General features: G+C 58.9%; 14 protein-coding genes and 1 riboswitch. Of the genes, 5 read left to right on the top strand and 9 right to left on the bottom strand.

The window, feature by feature from the left end:
* Window positions 1-6: 6 nt before the first annotated feature.
* The 4 genes from napA to moaA all read right to left on the bottom strand — a co-directional run bounded on the left by napA (window position 7) and on the right by moaA (window position 4,547).
* Window positions 7-2,496, bottom strand: a complete 2,490-nt coding sequence (gene napA / locus I6L37_RS11675; protein WP_216991903.1) for a nitrate reductase catalytic subunit NapA — start codon at window positions 2,494-2,496, stop codon at window positions 7-9.
* A complete protein-coding gene (locus tag I6L37_RS11670; RefSeq protein WP_026455825.1) occupies window positions 2,493-2,762 on the bottom strand; it encodes a chaperone NapD in 270 nt (89 codons plus the stop codon). The genes napA and I6L37_RS11670 overlap by 4 nt, the downstream gene beginning before the upstream one ends.
* A 29-nt stretch (window positions 2,763-2,791) precedes the next feature.
* Window positions 2,792-3,301: a ferredoxin-type protein NapF gene (napF, locus tag I6L37_RS11665; protein WP_042027476.1), complete on the bottom strand. Its 510-nt coding sequence runs from the start codon at window positions 3,299-3,301 to the stop codon at window positions 2,792-2,794.
* Window positions 3,302-3,566: 265 nt separating this feature from the next.
* Window positions 3,567-4,547: a GTP 3',8-cyclase MoaA gene (moaA, locus tag I6L37_RS11660; RefSeq protein WP_216991902.1), complete on the bottom strand. Its 981-nt coding sequence runs from the start codon at window positions 4,545-4,547 to the stop codon at window positions 3,567-3,569.
* Window positions 4,535-4,675, bottom strand: a riboswitch (molybdenum cofactor riboswitch). Its footprint overlaps the gene before it by 13 nt.
* A gap of 78 nt (window positions 4,676-4,753) precedes the next feature.
* Between moaA and narQ the strand changes: the two genes are divergently transcribed.
* From narQ to I6L37_RS11645, 3 genes are all read left to right on the top strand, one after another.
* Complete coding sequence (narQ, locus tag I6L37_RS11655; RefSeq protein WP_216991901.1) at window positions 4,754-6,466, top strand: nitrate/nitrite two-component system sensor histidine kinase NarQ; 1,713 nt, start codon at window positions 4,754-4,756, stop codon at window positions 6,464-6,466.
* On the top strand, window positions 6,466-7,104 hold the full coding sequence (gene narL / locus I6L37_RS11650) for a two-component system response regulator NarL (RefSeq protein ID WP_026455821.1): 639 nt from the start codon (window positions 6,466-6,468) through the stop codon (window positions 7,102-7,104). Before narQ ends, narL begins: the two co-directional genes overlap by 1 nt.
* A 103-nt stretch (window positions 7,105-7,207) precedes the next feature.
* Window positions 7,208-7,783 carry an LON peptidase substrate-binding domain-containing protein gene (locus I6L37_RS11645; protein ID WP_026455820.1) on the top strand — a complete coding sequence of 192 codons (576 nt, stop codon included), beginning with the start codon at window positions 7,208-7,210 and terminating at the stop codon, window positions 7,781-7,783.
* Window positions 7,784-8,020: 237 nt separating this feature from the next.
* Here I6L37_RS11645 and I6L37_RS11640 read toward each other — a convergent pair whose 3' ends face one another.
* On the bottom strand, window positions 8,021-10,117 hold the full coding sequence (locus I6L37_RS11640) for an ATP-binding protein (RefSeq protein WP_216991900.1): 2,097 nt from the start codon (window positions 10,115-10,117) through the stop codon (window positions 8,021-8,023).
* Complete coding sequence (locus tag I6L37_RS11635; RefSeq protein ID WP_216991899.1) at window positions 10,114-11,319, bottom strand: FIST signal transduction protein; 1,206 nt, start codon at window positions 11,317-11,319, stop codon at window positions 10,114-10,116. Before I6L37_RS11635 ends, I6L37_RS11640 begins: the two co-directional genes overlap by 4 nt.
* Before the next feature lie 113 nt (window positions 11,320-11,432).
* Between I6L37_RS11635 and yvcK the strand changes: the two genes are divergently transcribed.
* The gene (gene yvcK, locus I6L37_RS11630) at window positions 11,433-12,347 is read left to right on the top strand and encodes a uridine diphosphate-N-acetylglucosamine-binding protein YvcK (protein WP_216991898.1); all 915 of its coding nucleotides are present in this window, start codon (window positions 11,433-11,435) and stop codon (window positions 12,345-12,347) included.
* A gap of 34 nt (window positions 12,348-12,381) precedes the next feature.
* Here the strand turns inward: yvcK and I6L37_RS11625 are convergent, their stop codons facing one another.
* The 3 genes from I6L37_RS11625 to lpcA all read right to left on the bottom strand — a co-directional run bounded on the left by I6L37_RS11625 (window position 12,382) and on the right by lpcA (window position 14,529).
* Window positions 12,382-12,717: an Hpt domain-containing protein gene (locus I6L37_RS11625; protein WP_026455815.1), complete on the bottom strand. Its 336-nt coding sequence runs from the start codon at window positions 12,715-12,717 to the stop codon at window positions 12,382-12,384.
* Window positions 12,718-13,023: 306 nt separating this feature from the next.
* Window positions 13,024-13,815 (bottom strand): class II glutamine amidotransferase, encoded by a 792-nt coding sequence (locus I6L37_RS11620; RefSeq protein ID WP_216991897.1) that lies wholly within the window; start codon window positions 13,813-13,815, stop codon window positions 13,024-13,026.
* Window positions 13,816-13,950: 135 nt separating this feature from the next.
* Entirely contained in the window at window positions 13,951-14,529 is a 579-nt protein-coding gene (gene lpcA, locus I6L37_RS11615; RefSeq protein ID WP_216991896.1) for a D-sedoheptulose 7-phosphate isomerase, read from the bottom strand.
* 258 nt (window positions 14,530-14,787) lie between these two features.
* Here lpcA and fadE point away from each other — a divergent pair, with 258 nt between their 5' ends.
* Window positions 14,788-17,244 (top strand): acyl-CoA dehydrogenase FadE, encoded by a 2,457-nt coding sequence (gene fadE / locus I6L37_RS11610; RefSeq protein WP_216991895.1) that lies wholly within the window; start codon window positions 14,788-14,790, stop codon window positions 17,242-17,244.
* Window positions 17,245-17,287: the final 43 nt, after the last annotated feature.

Genomic DNA, 17,287 nt, shown 5'->3' with positions numbered 1-17,287 from the left:
CCCGCCTCAGGCCTTCATCACCTTGACGGCGCACTTCTTGTAATCCGTCTCTTTGGAGAGCGGATCGGTGGCGTCCAGGGTCAGCTTGTTGACCAGCTGGCTCGCATCGAAGAAGGGCATGAACACCAGGCCTTTGGGCGGACGGTTGCGACCACGGGTCTCGACACGGGTCTTCACCTCGCCACGGCGGGAGGTGACAATCACCTCTTCACCACGGCGCACACCACGGGCTTTGGCATCTTCCGGGTGCATGAACAGCACCGCATCCGGGAAGGCGCGATAGAGCTCGGGGACACGGCGGGTCATGGTGCCGGTGTGCCAGTGTTCCAGCACGCGGCCGGTGGAGAGCCACAGATCGTACTCTTTATCCGGCGATTCGGCGGCAGGCTCGAACGGCAGCGCGAAAATCACAGCCTTGCCGTCAGGTTTGCCATAGAAACGCACTCCCTCCCCCGCTTTCACGTAAGGGTCAAACCCTTCGCGATAGCGCCACAGGGTCTCCTTGCCATCCACCACAGGCCAGCGCAGGCCGCGCGCTTCGTGATACTGCTCGAACGGTGCCAGATCGTGACCATGGCCACGACCGAAGATGGCGTACTCCTCGAACAAGCCCTTCTGCACATAGAAGCCAAAGTGTTCGGCCTCGTCGTTAAGATCCCCCTTGCTCTGCTCTTTCGGGAACTTGTTGACCTGACCGTTGGCATAAAGCACGTCGAACAGGGTTTTGCCCTTGAGTTCAGGCATCTTGGCAATAAGCTCGGCCGGCCACACCTCGTCCACGGTGAAGCGCTTGGAGAATTCCATCAGCTGCCACAGATCGGATTTGGCCCCTTCCGGAGACTTGACCTGCTGGTGCCAGAACTGGGTACGACGTTCGGCGTTGCCATAGGCCCCCTCTTTCTCCACCCACATGGCAGTTGGCAGGATGAGGTCTGCCGCCTGGGCGGTCACGGTCGGATAGGGATCGGACACCACGATGAAGTTGCGCGGATCCCGGTAGCCGGGCAGGCGCTCCTGATTCATGTTGGGACCGGCCTGCATGTTGTTGTTGCACATCACCCAGTAGGCGTTGAGCTTGCCGTCTTTGAGCATGCGATCCTGCAGCACGGCGTGGTAGCCCACCTTGTCGGGAATAGTGCCTTCCGGCAGTTTCCAGACTTTTTCGGCGATGGCGCGGTGCTTGGGATCGGTCACCACCATGTCCGCCGGCAGACGGTGGGCGAAGGTACCCACTTCACGGGCAGTACCGCAGGCAGAGGGCTGACCGGTCAGGGAGAAGGGACCGTTACCCGGCTCGGAGATCTTGCCGGTGAGCAGGTGAATGTTGTAGCAGAGGTTGTTGGCCCAGACGCCACGAGTGTGCTGGTTGAAACCCATGGTCCAGTAGGAGACCACTTTCTTGCTCGGGTCGGCATAGAGTTGGGCCAGTTTTTCCAGCTTGTCCTTGGAGACGCCGGAGAGCTTGGAGACGGAGTCGACATCGTAATCGGCGACGAACTTGGCAAACTCCTCAAAGGTCATCGGGGTCGCGTCGCCGCTATCCGGGTTCTTGGCCTTCTGCTGCAGCGGATCGGTCGGGCGCAGACCGTAACCAATATCGGTCACCCCCTTCTTGAACACTGTGTGCTTGTTGACGAAGTCCCAGTTCACCTTGTCGTTCTGGATGATGTAGTTGGCGACATAGTTGAGGATCGCCAGATCGGTCTGGGGCGTGAACACCATGCCGTTGTCCGCCAGTTCGAAGCTGCGGTGCTCGAAGGTGGAGAGCACGTGCACCTGCACTTCCGGGGTGGAGAGACGGCGATCGGAGATACGGGACCAGAGGATGGGGTGCATCTCGGCCATGTTGGACCCCCACAGCACGAAGGCGTCGGCCTGCTCGATATCGTCGTAGCAGCCCATGGGCTCATCCATGCCGAAGGTACGCATGAAACCGACGACCGCGGATGCCATGCAGTGGCGGGCGTTGGGGTCGATGTTGTTGGAGCGAAAACCCGCCTTGAACAGCTTGGCCGCGGCATAGCCTTCCCACACGGTCCACTGGCCGGAACCGAACATACCGACCGCAGTCGGGCCCTTATCTTTCAGGGTGGCCTTGAACTTCTCGGCCATGATGTCGAAGGCTTGATCCCAGCTGATGGGGGCGAAATCACCATCTTTGTCGAACTGGCTGTTTTTCATCCGCAGCAAAGGCTGGGTGAGGCGATCCTCGCCATACATGATCTTGGAGAGGAAGTAGCCCTTGATGCAGTTGAGGCCACGGTTGACCGGTGCATCGGGGTCACCCTGGGTCGCCACGACACGCCCATCCTGGGAACCCACCAACACGGAGCAGCCGGTACCGCAGAAGCGGCAGGGGGCCTTGTCCCATTTGATGGCGGTTTTATCGGTACTGGTGATCAGATTGGCCGCCATGGCGGGGGCACTGACACCAGCCACGGCAGCAGCAGCCGCCACCGCATTGGCCTTCATAAAGTCGCGTCGACTCAGCTTCATGACATATCCTCGCATTGCTTATCGAGTTCATCGAACTGGTGGTAAATCAGGGCGGCGGACAACACTCCCGGCATCGCCTGAATAGCATCAATAGCCGCCATGATGGGTTGCTGGCTCTCACCTTCCAGGGTGACGACCAGCTTGCCCTCTTCACTGACAGCGTGGACCTCGGCTCCTTCCAAAGCCGCGATCTGTTCAGCGAGCCGGTGACGCAACATGGGTTGGGTCAGCACCACCAGGCTCGATACGTGGAACTCTTGGGTCATTGTGGCTCCTGCTTCACAAACATCCTGATTCATATTGGGTTCTCCGACCCGGGAGCGCCAACCCGGATGCTGCCTACCGGGCAGTCCATCACACAGGCACCGCAACCGGTGCACGAGGCGGCATCAATACTGGGGGTTGGCACCCGACCCAGCATGGGAGAAAAGCGAATGGCGCGGGTTTCACAACTGTCCTGGCAGCGCTGGCAAAACACCTGGGCACTGGCCAGACAGTTGGCTTCAATATGGGCTATGTATTGCCAGGGCGCCTCCGTGGTCGGACGAAAAATCGGCGCCTTGCAGGCCGCAACACAATCACCACAGAAGGTACATTCACCGTGCCGGAACTCCACCATGGGAAAGCCGCCATCTCCCTTGACCAGGATCTGCTCTGGACAGGCCGTCAGGCAGTCGCCACAGCGAGTACAGTCGGCTACGAAGTCGGGCCAGGGGAGCGACCAGGGCAACTGGACGCCAGGCTCCTTCGACGTCAAACGGCCGCGAAACAGACCCCGACGTGACAGGTTGACACCCTCTGGCATATCGACTCCTTCCTGGTGATAGATAGCGCACTGGTGATCAATAGCGCACGGGCGAGTCCGATGACGGACATCTGCAATACCAATTATAAGATTGGGCGTATATTGCGACCCTGACAAGTTCAGGGATATACCACCAGGGAGATAAACAGGGGGGATTCTTGCGCTGGATCAAACCCTTGGCGCAATAATGTTCGATGGGCGCACATTTTGTACCCCATTGGGAAAAGCCACTTGGTAGGTGGTGATGGTCAGGTGTGCGAGCGGTTTAACCGCCTATCGATGCCAGATGAGGCGTCGCACCGGCATTCCCTTCATGCAGCCGATGAGTCGCCGCCTTGCCACTGAGCGCTGAGCGAATGCGTTGTTGCAACGCCTCCTGCTGGCTGTCTGCGCCAAGCAGATCCCGCAGCTCGACGCCATTGTCGCCAAACAGACAGAGGTGCAACTTACCCACCGAGGAGACCCGCAGCCGGTTGCAACCGGCGCAGAAATCCTTGCTGTAAGGCATGATGAGACCGACGCCCCCTTGTGACTCCGGGTGCATGAAGACCTGGGCCGGACCGTCGTCCTTGCCGCGCAGTTGCTGAACCCAGCCACTTTCCAGCAGGCGCTGTTTGATCTGCTCACCGCTGACATGATGGTTCTGGAACAGGGTATCCATCTCACCGGTCTGCATCAGCTCGATGAAACGCAGCTCGATGGGCTTGTGCTTGATCCAGGCCAGAAAGGCCTCCAGCTGGTAATCGTTGAGCCCCTTGAGCAGCACCGCATTGATCTTGACCGATTTGAAACCGGCGGCCAGGGCGGCTTCGATCCCCTCCATGACTTCTGCCAGCTTGTTTTCGCCGGTGATCTGGTGAAACTGGCGGGGATCCAGGCTGTCGACACTGACATTGAGGGCGGAAAGCCCGGCATCAAACCACTCGCGGGCCCGCTCCTTGAGACGATAACCGTTGGTGGTCATCGCCACTTTCTCGATGCCCGGGGTGCTTGCCACGGCTTCAATGATCGAAGTGAAGTCGCGACGCAGGGAGGGCTCCCCTCCGGTCAGGCGCACCTTGCGGGTCCCCATGGCGGCAAAGCCGCTCACCACACGGCGGATCTCGTCTACCGAGAGAAAGGATTTGCGCCCTTCCGGACGATAGCCGTCCGGCAGGCAATAGGTGCAACGGAAATTGCACACGTCGGTGATCGACAGGCGCAAATAATAAAAACGACGGGAAAAACCATCTTCAAGTGGCGACATAAACACCTTTCCAAATACGGGAGGCCAGGGCATTTCTTTCCTGACCCTTACAGCTCGAACATCGGCTGACGGCTGGTTTCCCCCTATCTCAAGGACTTAGGCAAAACCGCTCGGAGTTCATCTAGTTTTCCGATACTAACACAAGTTGGAGTACACTCCCACGCAACTAAAGAGGTAATCCACACATTCCGGAGACTTTTGGCATCATGCAAAAACGGTTCAGGGTCCGCTCGGTCAGCAGTGCCATCGGCCGATCCATGATTTTGATCCTCTTCATGGCCAGTCTGATCGCGCTGGTCGCCATGGTCACCCTGTTCTATTCGGTGCCCGACGCCAAGGCGATCAACCTGTCCGGTTCCCTGCGGATGCAGGCCTACCGAATGGCCTACGAAATCGAGCAGGGTGAGAGCGTACTGGGACGCCTCAACCAGTTCGAAGAGACGCTCCATGCCAGGGAGTTGCAGGAGACCCAGCGCTGGATCACCCCGGCCTCCCTGCGCCGCACCTATGGTGAGGTGGTCAGCCAGTGGCAGGAGATGCGCCAACATATCGAAGATCGGACTCCCAGACGATATACCGACAACACCGAAAAATTTGTGGCGGCCATCGACAATTTCGTCAACCAGATGCAATACCACGTGGAGTTCAAGGTACGCATGCTGGCACTGGCCGAAGGGTTGGGGTTGCTCTCCATCATTACCATCGCCTGGTTCACGGTGCGCTTTACCCGCCAACAGGTAGTGGCCCCCCTCAATCAGCTGGTTTATTGCGCCCGCCAGATCCAGCGCCAGGAGTTTGATCTGATCCTGCCGGCCCATCGCGACAACGAGTTGGGAGAACTGTCACGGGCCTTTGGCACCATGGCGGACGAGCTTGGCAAGCTCTATCGGGAGCTGGAGAACAAGGTCGAGGAGAAAACGGCCAAGCTGCAGCAGGCCAACGACACCCTCTCGTTTCTCTACAGCACGGCCCAGAAGCTGCACACGGCCCCGCTCAGTACCCGCACGCTTATCAAGCTGCTGGATCGCGCAGCGGCCCACCAGCATATCGATTACATCCGCCTGACCCGTTTCGAGAACAACGTCATGCCGGTTTACCTTTCCGGTCGCACCGGCTGGCCCGGGGATCTCGACGCGGTAGCCAGCTTCTATCTGCAGATGGATGAGCAGGAGTTTGGCCGGCTCGACATCATCAGCCAGCATCCCATCGACGAGCGCCTTATCAAGAACTTCACCATGTTGCTGGCCCAGGTGCTGCACAAGGATCAGACCCTGCTGCAACAGCAAAGGTTGCTGTTGATGGAAGAGCGCGCCGTCATCGCCCGCGAACTGCACGACTCGCTGGCCCAGGCCCTCTCCTACCTCAAGATCCAGTCCACCCTGCTCAAGCGCTCCCATGCCAAGGGCCAGCAGGAGAAAGCGCTGGAGGCGATGCAGCAAATCGACGAAGGACTCAGCAACGCCTATACCCAACTGCGCGAACTGCTCGGCACCTTCCGCCTGACCATAGGAGATGCCAATCTGGGTGAAGCCATCCGGGTCATGCTGGAACAACTGCAGCCCCAGACCACGACAGAGATCCGGCTTCATTATGGTCTGTCCGACACGGATCTGGAGGCTGGCCAGCATATTCATATCCTGCAGCTGATCCGTGAGGCAGTGCTCAATGCCATCAAACATGCCCATGCACAAGTGATTGATGTTAGCTGTCAGACCCTCGCAGATGGTAATATTGAGGTTCAAATTTCAGATGACGGTGTCGGGATTGGTCTCGCCAGCTCAGCGATCAACCACTACGGTTTGAGCATTATGAACGAGCGCGCCAGCAAGCTGCATGGCCTGCTGACCATCAGTGAACTGCAGCCACAAGGCACCCGGGTGCATCTGACTTTTCCCACCAGTCTAACGAGAGACGCTTGATGGACGTGATGAAATACAGTGTTCTGGTCGTAGATGACCATCCCCTCATGCGCAAAGGGATTGTGCAGTTGCTGGCTCTGGAAGAGAACATGGATGTCACCGGCGAAGCTTCCAATGGTACCGATGCCGTGGCCCTTGCCAAAGAATCCGAACCGGATCTGATCCTGCTTGATCTCAACATGAAAGGGCTATCCGGCCTCGACACCCTCAAGGCGTTGCGTGCCGAGGAGATCACCTCGCGGGTAGTTATTCTGACCGTCTCCGATGCCCGCCAGGACGTGGTGGCCCTGCTCAAGGCCGGCGCCGATGGTTACCTGCTCAAGGATACCGAACCCGACCTGCTGCTGGCCCAGCTGGCCGACGTGATGACCGGCAAGCAGATCCTGAGCGAGCCGCTGCGTCCCTACCTCGAGAACATCTACGAGCTGGATCACCTGCAGCAGAAACTCGAAAGCCTCACGCGTCGCGAAATGCAAATCCTGCGCGAAATTGCAAAGGGACTCTCCAACAAACAGGTGGCTTCCGTGCTCCATATCTCCGAAGGCACGGTCAAGGTGCATGTAAAGAGCCTGCTGAAGAAACTCGAGGCGCAAAGCCGCGTGGAAGCGGCCGTCATGTATCTGGAGCAGCGCAACTAAGCGCCTTCCTTCCCCCTAAAAGCCACCTTCAGGTGGCTTTTTTCATTCTCTGGCACAGTCGCTGCATTGTCTTATCCAGCAACTACTCAATGGAGGATGGAACATGAAAATTCAACCTTTGGCCCTGTTCCCCCTGCCTTCCCACATACTTCCGGGCGGCAAGCTGCCTCTGCGTCTGTTCGAGTCCCATCATCTGCAGATGCTCAAGGAATCGTTCATCAACGATCAGGGCTTCGGCATCGTGATGGAAGAGTCGACCACCTCGGGACAATCCGGCCGGATCCTGCCTGTCGGCACCCGGGTCAAGGTCACCGATTTCTACACCCTGAACGACGGATTGCTGGGCGTCACCGTACTCGGTCTGGAACGCTTCTGCATCCATGAGATGGAGACGGATCCGAGCGGTTTGCGTCGGGCAAAAGTAGAAATGCTGCCCAACTGGCCCAGCATCCATTCGGACTTCAACGACAAGTTGCTGGTGAATCGCCTGCGGGAGGTCTTCGAGCAGTATCCGGAACTGGATGAACTCTATCCCGAGAAACGGTTTGAAGATGCCTCCTGGCTTTGCCAGCGCTGGCTCGAGATCCTGCCGATGCCGATTTATGAAAAGCAGATGCTGATTGCCAAACAAAACAGCGAAGCGGCTCGTCAATTTCTGCATCGCCTGATTTCGCAGTGATAAAAGACCTTTGCAAAATGCAATTATTCCGACAATGAAAATTCATTATTCGCATTTTGCAAAAGACAGGGAGACGAAAAAGAGAGAGCCGTTGCGCTAATCGGCCGAATTGAACACAAAAAGAGTCATTAAAAGTTGGCACAGATTTTTCATACAGTTTAATACAACCCGATTTATCCCGTGCTCTCTTCAGTATTTGCTGAAGAACTGGTCAACCTAACAAGTTGACCATTTTTTTTATCCGCGCTCCGGCAATCGCTGGCTGAAATGACGCGCCAGGCACTCCCGCAGCCTCGCCAGGGTGATCGGCTTGGCCAGAAAATCATCCATCCCCTGCGCCAGGCAGCTCGCCTTGTCCTCCGCCATTGCATTGGCCGTCAGCGCGACTATGGGGATGGTCACCCCTTGCGCACGCAGTCGCCTGGTGGCTTCCAGCCCATCCATCTCGGGCATGCGCATATCCATCAAGATCAGATCCGGCAGCTGCTCTTCCACCAGTGTCAGAGCATCCAGGCCATTGGCGGCCAGGCGCACCTTGCTGACCAGTTTTTGCAACATCAGGGAGACCACCAGCTGGTTGACCGGGCTGTCTTCCACCACCAACACATCCAGTGGCAGCAAGGTCTGGGCACTCTCTTCCCGTACCGGTTGACAATGACAGGGCTGGGCCATGCCGGGGAGATCGAACCAGAAACAGCTCCCTTTGCCAGGCTCGCTCTCCAGCCATATCTCCCCTCCCATCAATGCCACCAGACGTTTGCTGATGGCAAGCCCGAGCCCAGCGCCGGAGAAGCGGCGCGTCGCCGAGTTGTCGACCTGAGAGAAGGGTTTGAACAGCAGGGTCTGATCGGCCGCAGCAATACCAAGCCCGGTATCGGTCACGGACACCCTCAACATCTCGTCATGCCACTCCAGTCGCAAAACGACCCGGCCCTGCTCGGTAAACTTGAGGGCATTGTCCAGCAGGTTGCCGATCACTTGCGACAATCGCATCGGATCCCCCTGCAACGTCTGTGGCACCGCCTCGTCTACCTGGCACAATAGTTCGATGCCACTGGCCTTAGCCCGGGGCAGCAGGGGTTCGTTGATCGATTGACACAACCCGACAGGTTGCAGACTTTCGCACTGCAGCAACAAGGTCTGGGACTCGATTTTCGAGAAATCGAGCACATCGTCGATGATGGTTTGCAGCAGACGGGCAGAATGGGTGGCATGGCGCAGCAGCGCCTGCTGATCGCTAGACAATTCGGCATGCAGCAACAGATCGAGCATGCCCAGCACCGCATTCATGGGAGAGCGGATCTCGTGGGTCATCATGGCCAGGAACTGGGATTTTGCCCGGTTGGCGGCTTCCGCCTCATCACGAGCCCTGGCCAGCTCCTCTTCCCGCTTGATCTGGTTGCTGATATCCCGTGCCGTCCCGCGATAGCCGAGGAAGTGGCCGTTCTGATCCATGTAGGGTTCCGCGTTCACCTCCATCCAGCAGGCTCTGTCCTGCAAGGCCACCAGAACCCGTGCCGCCCGTAGTGGCACCCGCTGCTCAAGCAGCCGCAGATAGCCCTGGGATTCCGGACTCTGCTTGTTGTAGAGATAGTCATGCAGGGTTGGTTGGGAGGAAGGGGTAATGAACTCCTCCATGTAACCCGGTTCGGAGGCAAAACTGAGGCGATGCTCGGCATCGGTTTCCCAGAACCAGTCGGAAGCCATGGCGGCAAAGCTGCGAAAACGACGCTCACTGGCCTGCAATGCCTCGGTTTTGGCGGCGACCTGCTCCTGCAAACGGGCACGGTAGGTGATATTGACCAGCGCCTGGGCGATGAGCGGACGACAGCGTTGCATCGCGGCCTTGCTGGTAAGATCGAAGGTGCCTGCCTGGGAATGGCGACAGATGAGGATGGCGGTAAAACCCGGGGCCTGCAATCCGGTCAAGAGCAGGCTGGCCCAGCCAGGTTCACAGGCCAGAGGCGCCAGCTCGGGCAGCAAGGAGGGATCGTAGATCACCAGGGTTTCGCCGGCGATGGCCCTGGCAAACGCCGGCGTCATTGACCAGAAGCGCCCCTGCTCTCCCGTCTCGCTGCTCAGGTGGGTAATACCCTGTTCTCCCTCCCAGGCCACCACATCCGCGTGTTCAAAACCGATGAAGGGTCTCAGTACCTCGATCAGACTCTCCAGTACCCGTTCTAGGGTCTTGGCATCTGCCAAGGTCTCTACCCCTTTGAGCAGAGTGTGGGACTCGTCACGGTACCTGGCTTCACGTTCACGGCAACGGGTAAGATCGACCAGAGCGGTTTGCAACTTTTCGCCCAGCGCCTCCAGTTCACCGCTCTCCATCATCTTGTCGCCTGTCCTGTGTCATTGGTCAGAAAGATCACGCTCGATACCATCAGGTTGCCATGAGCCAGTTCACCATGGGGCAGCCGCCCCTGCTCCCCGAAGGTAAAGGGAGTAATGAAGGGGATCTGGCCAAGCCGGGCCTGGCTCTGCTCCACAAACTGATACAGCATATCACCCAGCGCCAGACGGCAACCAGCACAGAAGATGATCAGCGCCCCGACGGGTTGCAATCTGGCATCGACACCGTACTCGGGATCGATCCGGATGGCACTGAGGCTGCGCTGCAACAGCCCTTCCTGGCTGCTGTACATCAACCACAGGCGCTCGCCCACGGTCACGTCGGTGAAAAGACGTAGCCCACCTCGCTCCGTCACGGCTTCGGGATGGGAGAGTTTGTAGTAGGGGACGCCATCCAGGGTACCCACCTGACGAGCCAGAGGAGTCAGGGTGCTTTCGTGCAGGATGGGGCCCACTGGCCAGGATTGCTGCCGACCACACCAGCGGGCATACACCTCTGCGGCAGGCTCATGCTCGATCGTCAACACTTCGCGCCCATCACAGGAAGTGATGGCGCCGTGGCTCTCGGCAGGTACATAACCGGAGTGAAACTGGAAGGCCAGCTGGCAGTCAGAATAGAGCACCGCCAGCGCCACCCCCTGCTTGCTCTGCCCTTCACTCCAGCAAAGTTGCCAGTCGCCACTCACCTTGTTGTCCGCCGCCGAGCCACCGACCACGGGCACCGAGTGACCAAACTCAGCTTCGATAGAGGCAAGCACTTCCTCCTCCTGGCCCGGGCTGGCATGAACCAGAACAAGCTGGGGCAGTTCGCCCGGGCGGCCGCACTCGAGCATGGCCCGGCGCAGCAACAGGCGCACATCGATAGGTTCCCCCTCGGCGCCGGCAACGCCGTAAGCCCCCTTCTCATCATAAAAAGCAGCCACTGCCACGCCATGCTCCTGCCTGACATGATGTCCCATTTCGGTCATCACGCCACCGCAGGAGCTGCACCCCAGCAAGGGGGTCGTCGGAAATTGACGCCCAAGCTGCTCACGCAGTACTGCAGCATCATGGGCCTGGGTAAAATAGACCAGCAACAGGGAAGGCGCCTGCATGGCATGGTGATGAAGCCGCGCGCAGATATCTTGAGCCGCCAGCAGGGAATTTTCCTCAAGAGAGTGAACGGTCAGAAAGTTCAACACCATCTCCTTGCGTTATCGGATTCATGTCGCAAGCAAAAGTCATACCCTTATCAAGTAATTAGCTGATATTCCTTGCTAACATAACCTTCTATCAACCCCAGTGACAGGATGCCCTCATGTGGCAAAAAAACATCAATGACTTCGATCGGGTCGTTGCCATCGGTGGTGGCCACGGTATGGGCCGGGTGCTCTCCGCCCTCTCCTTCCTTGGTCAGCGGCTGACCGGTATCGTCACCACCACGGATGATGGCGGCTCAACCGGCCGTCTGCGCAAGAGCCAGGATTGCATCGCCTGGGGGGATCTGCGCAACTGCCTGAACCAGCTGGTCACCGACCCCAGTATCGGCAGCCTGCTGTTTGAGTACCGCTTCGCCGGCCGTGGCGAACTGGCAGGGCACAATCTTGGTAACCTGATGCTGCTGGCACTGGACAATCTCTGCGTCCGCCCTCTGGATGCTATCAAGCTCATCAGTGACATGCTCAAAATTGAATCACAATTGTTACCCATGTCCGAATTACCCACCGATCTCTGTGCCCATATGGAGTGCGGCAACCAGATCCTGGGGGAGGTCTCCATCGATCAGCTGGCCACTCCCCCCCTCTCCTTGAGCCTGATGCCGGAAGTGCAGGCTACCCGCGAAGCGGTACAGGCGCTGCAGCAGGCTGACATGATCATCCTGGGCCCAGGCAGTTTTCTCACCTCCATCATGCCGCCGCTGCTGCTGGCGGAGATCGCCCAGGCTATCAACGAAAGCAATGCCATGGTGGTGTTCATCTGCAACCTGGTTGCGGAGAAAGGACCTGCCGGTCAACTGGATCTGGCCAGCCAGTGCCGCTGGCTGGAATCCAAGATCGGACATGGCCGAATTGATGCCATTCTGGCTCCCTTTGGCGCAGGGGAAGGGGGAACATGGCAAGGTCGCCTGATCGAAGCCGATCTGGGCGAGACGGCATTGCCCCATCGCCATGACCGGCTGAAACTGAAGCTGGCGCTGGACAAGACCATAGGGCACCTGCTCAACCAGCGTTAAGACGCCGCCACTGCCGTGTGGCAGTGGCCGGTTTTCAGTGGTAATCGGCCAGAAAGGCCAACACCTGTGGCAGAGAGTGTTCGAGTTGCTGCAGCTGACGCGCAGCCTCGTCACCATCGGCCTGCTTGCACGCAAGCTCCAGCGCCATCACCTGCTGATAGCTCGTCAGGGCACCATAGCTGCCGCAGGAGGATTTCATGCTGTGTGCCACCCTGGCCAGCGCCTCCCAATCCTGTTGTTCATACAGTGGCCTGAGCTGGCTCAGCTGCTCCCCTACCTCTTCGATAAACACGGTTATCACGACTGGCAACATCTCCTGACCGATATCGTCAGCCAGCTGTTGCAACACCTTGCGATCCACCCACTCCATGCGAGGCCTCTCAAAATGGTATTCAAACAGACCATACTATAGATAGTTTTCGGGCCACGGACGCCCGGACAGCTCACCTGAGACCGGCAAACTGCTTCAACACCCAGCCCAAAAGACGAAAAACGTGATCGGATTCAAAATATCAACACGCTTTGACAGCAATGCAAAATAACATCATTGCAACAAATTAACATTCAAGTAACACTGAGCATCATCAGAGTGATGATGCTCAGCAACACCTCTCATCCCTTTTGCCCTTTATGGCTGCTGCGAAGAACCAGGGTAGGTATCTACCCTGGTATTTTTTTATTGGCCGATCTCGTCGTGATTGCTGGCGATACGCTCACCCAACCGGAACAAGTTAAACTCACCAGGTTCCATCTTGACCCAGTGTTCATTCCCAGTCAGCGGACGAGTCGTGATGATGGTCACCACGTCATTGGGGGTCGTCTCGCTATGAAAATCGATCACCACCTCTTCATCCAGCAGACTCGCTTCACCAAAGGGGGCTCGCCGGGTCAGCCAGTGCAGGTTGTTGGAGCAAAAGGTCATCACATACTCCCCGTCCGAGAGCAGCATGTTGAACACCCCGAAGGCCCGCAGCTTGTCACACAGGGTAGCGAGGTAGCGAAACATGGCGGGGAAGTTGGCCGGTCGCCTCGGATACTTCTGCTCCAGCCTGTCGAGCAGCCAGCAGAAAGCGTGTTCGCTGTCGGTATCCCCCACCGGTCTGTGCCGCCCGGTGGCCAGCCTCTTGTAGCCGGTCAGCTGACCGTTGTGGGCAAAGGTCCAGTACCGTCCCCACAGCTCGCGGGTAAACGGATGGGTATTTTCCAGCGACACGCAGCCCCGGTTGGCCTGGCGGATATGGCTGACCACGGCGCAGCTCTTGATGGGCAGCGCCTGTACCAGCCTGGCGATGGGAGAGTGGGCACTGGGCTCGGGATCCTTGAAGGTACGAAACCCCTTCCCCTCATAGAAGGTGATCCCCCAGCCATCCTTGTGGGGACCCGTCTTGCCACCGCGCAGCATCAGGCCGGTAAAACTGAAGCAGATATCGGTCGGCACATTGGCGCTCATGCCGAGCAGTTCGCACATATCTGGACTACTCCTTCCTTGACTACTTGTTCATCTGGCTGACTTGGCAGAAAAGCATAGCCTTTCTTTGCATCAAGCCGCTTGTCCAGATTGGCGATGCCGGACAGGCACACTCCTGCCCGGCGTCAATGCCACTTACTTGGCCATCTCTTTTTCGACCAGCTGGATCAGGATATGGATCACCTTGATGTGCACTTCCTGAATGCGGTCGGCATAACCAAAGTGCGGAACGCGGATCTCCACATCGGCCAGACCCGCCATCTTGCCGCCATCCTTGCCGGTCAGGGTGATCACCTTCATGCCCTTGGCACGGGCCGCCTCGATGGCCTTGAGGATGTTGCCTGAGTTACCGCTGGTGGAGATGCCGAGCAGCACGTCGCCACGACGGCCGACGGCCTCGACGTAGCGGGAGAAGACGAAGTCATAGCCAAAGTCGTTGGAGACGCAGGATAGGTGGCTCGGATCCGAGATGGCGATGCCGGCATAACCCGGACGGTTCTCGCGATAACGGCCAGTCAGCTCCTCGGCAAAGTGCATGGCGTCGCAGTGGGAGCCACCGTTACCACAGGAGAGTACCTTGCCTTCCTCTTTGAAGGAGTCAGCCAGCAGCTTGGCGGCCGCCTCGATATTCTTCAGATTCTGCTCATCGGCCAGGAAGGCTTGCAGCACGCTGGCGGCTTCGGTCAGTTCATTGCGGATCAATTCTTGGTACATGATGTCTCTTCCACTTTTTTAGTGTGCGTGTAAGTCGCCGCTATTCTCGCACAAGGCAATCCCGTCGTCGCCCCCTCCCTCGGCAGGTCGCGCCACAGGCTGGCCTGCCACGTTACGGGGATCACAGTCGCAAGGTAATGAGCTTGTAAACAACTTGATAACTTTGTGCGTATGAATTACAACAAGGGCCAGACCAAACAGGTCAGACCTCTGGATCAGTTACGCCACATTGGCAACCTATCACGCAAGGAGCAAGCAATGACGACGACCCTCACTCTGCTCGGGGTGATCCTGGTTATCGGAGCCCTGGCCTATCGCCGGGCATCCCTGTTCATCTCGACCCTGGTAACCTTCGCCGCCCTTATCATCGGGGCCCTCTACGGTCATGTGCCCTTGCTGGTATGGGCCCTGTTTGCCGTGGTTGCCATCCCCCTCAACCTGGTGGAATTTCGCCGCAACCAGTTGACCAAGCCGCTGTTCAAGCTCTACAAATCCATCATGCCAGAGATGTCCCGCACCGAAAAAGAAGCCATCGAAGCGGGCACTACCTGGTGGGAAGCCGACCTCTTTGCCGGCAACCCGGACTGGAAAAAGCTGCACGCCATCCCGGTCAGCACCCTCTCTGCCGAAGAGCAGGCCTTCCTGGACGGCCCGGTGGAAGAGGTGTGCCGCATGGTGAGCGACTGGGAGGTAACCCACGAGCGCGCCGATCTCTCCCCCGAGGTGTGGCAATACCTGAAGGACAACAAGTTCTTCGCCATGATCATCAAGAAAAAATATGGTGGCCTGGAGTTCTCCGCCTACGCCCAGTCCTGCGTGCTGCAAAAGCTGTGCGGCGCCAGCGCCGTGCTGGCCTCCACCGTCGGCGTGCCCAATTCCCTCGGCCCGGGCGAACTGCTGCAACACTATGGCACCGATGAGCAGAAGGATTACTACCTGCCTCGTCTCGCGGTCGGTAAAGAGATCCCCTGCTTCGCCCTGACCAGCCCGGAAGCGGGTTCAGATGCGGGCTCCATCCCTGATTTTGGCATCATCACCAAGGGCGAGTGGGAAGGGGAAGAGGTGCTCGGCATGCGCCTGACCTGGAACAAGCGCTACATCACCCTGGCCCCTATCGCCACCGTGCTGGGGCTCGCCTTCAAACTGCGTGACCCGGAGCACCTGCTGGGGGAGGAAGAGGAGCTCGGCATCACCTGCGCCCTGATCCCGACCCACATCAAGGGAGTCGGCATCGGCCGTCGCCACTTCCCGCTCAACGTGCCGTTCCAGAACGGCCCGACTCAGGGCAAGGATGTGTTCGTTCCGCTCGATTTCATCATCGGCGGCCCGGCCATGGCCGGTCAGGGTTGGCGCATGCTGGTGGAGTGCCTCTCGGTCGGTCGCGGCATCACCCTGCCCTCCAACAGCACCGGTGGCGTCAAGATGCTGGCCCTGGCGAGCGGCGCCTACAGCCGCATCCGTCGCCAGTTCAAGCTGCCCATCGGCAAGATGGAAGGCATTGAAGAGCCGCTGGCCCGCATCGGTGGCAACGCCTACATCATGGGCGCCGCGGCGAACCTGACCGTGACCGGCATCGACCTTGGCGAGAAGCCCTCGGTCATCTCCGCCATCGTCAAGTACCACCTCACCGACCGTGCCCAGAAGTGCATCATCGATGCCATGGACATCCACGGCGGCAAGGCCATCTGCATGGGTCCCAACAACTATCTGGCCCGCGGCTATCAGGGTGCCCCCATCGCCGTCACGGTGGAAGGAGCCAATATCCTGACCCGCAGCATGATCATCTACGGCCAGGGCGCCATCCGTTGCCACCCCTACGTGTTGCCCGAGATGCTGGCGGCCAGCCACCCGGACAAGGAACAGGCCCTCAAGGACTTCGACAAGGCAGTGTTCAGCCATGTCGGCTTTGCCATCAGCAACCTGGTGCGCAGCTTCTGGCTGGGTCTCACCGGTGCCCGCTTCGCCGCAGCCCCCTATGGGGATCAGACCAAGCGCTACTACCAGCAGCTCTCCCGTCTCTCCGCCAACCTGGCGTTCCTGTCGGACATGGCGATGGGCACCCTGGGGGGCGAGCTCAAGCGCAAGGAGCGGGTCTCCGCCCGTCTCGGCGACGTGCTGAGCCAGCTCTATCTGGCCTCCAGCGCTCTCAAGCGCTATCAGGACGAAGGACGCCAACAGGCCGACCTGCCGCTGCTGCACTGGGCGCTGCAAGATGCCCTGTTCAAGGCACAGGAGGCGATCGATGAGCTGCTACGCAACTTCCCGAACCGCTGGATTGGATTGGCTCTGCGCGTCATCGTGCTGCCGCTGGGTCGCGACATGAAGCGCCCGAGCGACAAGCTGGACAACCAGGTAGCCCGCCTGCTGCAAACGCCGAGCGAAACCCGCAGCCGCCTGGCCAAGGGACAATACCTCACCCGCGAGGAGGGCAACCCCTTCGGCCTGCTGGAGCAGGCACTCGATGACGTGCTGGCCGCCGAACCGCTGTTTGACAAGGTGTGCAAGGCCGATGGCATCAAGCGCCCCTTCCTGGCGCTGGACAAGGTAGCCGACATCGGGCTGGCCGCCGGCGTGCTGAACCAGAGCGAGGCCGACCTGCTGCGCCGCGCCGAAGTGAGCCGCCTGCGCACCATCAACGTCGATGATTTCGAGCCCATCGATCTGGTGGCCAACAAGCAGCTGTTTGAAGCTTCCGCCTACCATCACGCGGCCTGAGTCGCCGCTCTGCCAATAACGCCTCCCACCGGGAGGCGTTTTT

The organism is Aeromonas sp. FDAARGOS 1407 (assembly GCF_019048725.1).
Classification (GTDB): Bacteria; Pseudomonadota; Gammaproteobacteria; order Enterobacterales; family Aeromonadaceae; genus Aeromonas; species Aeromonas enteropelogenes.
This window is presented reverse-complemented; position numbering and strand designations above follow the sequence as displayed.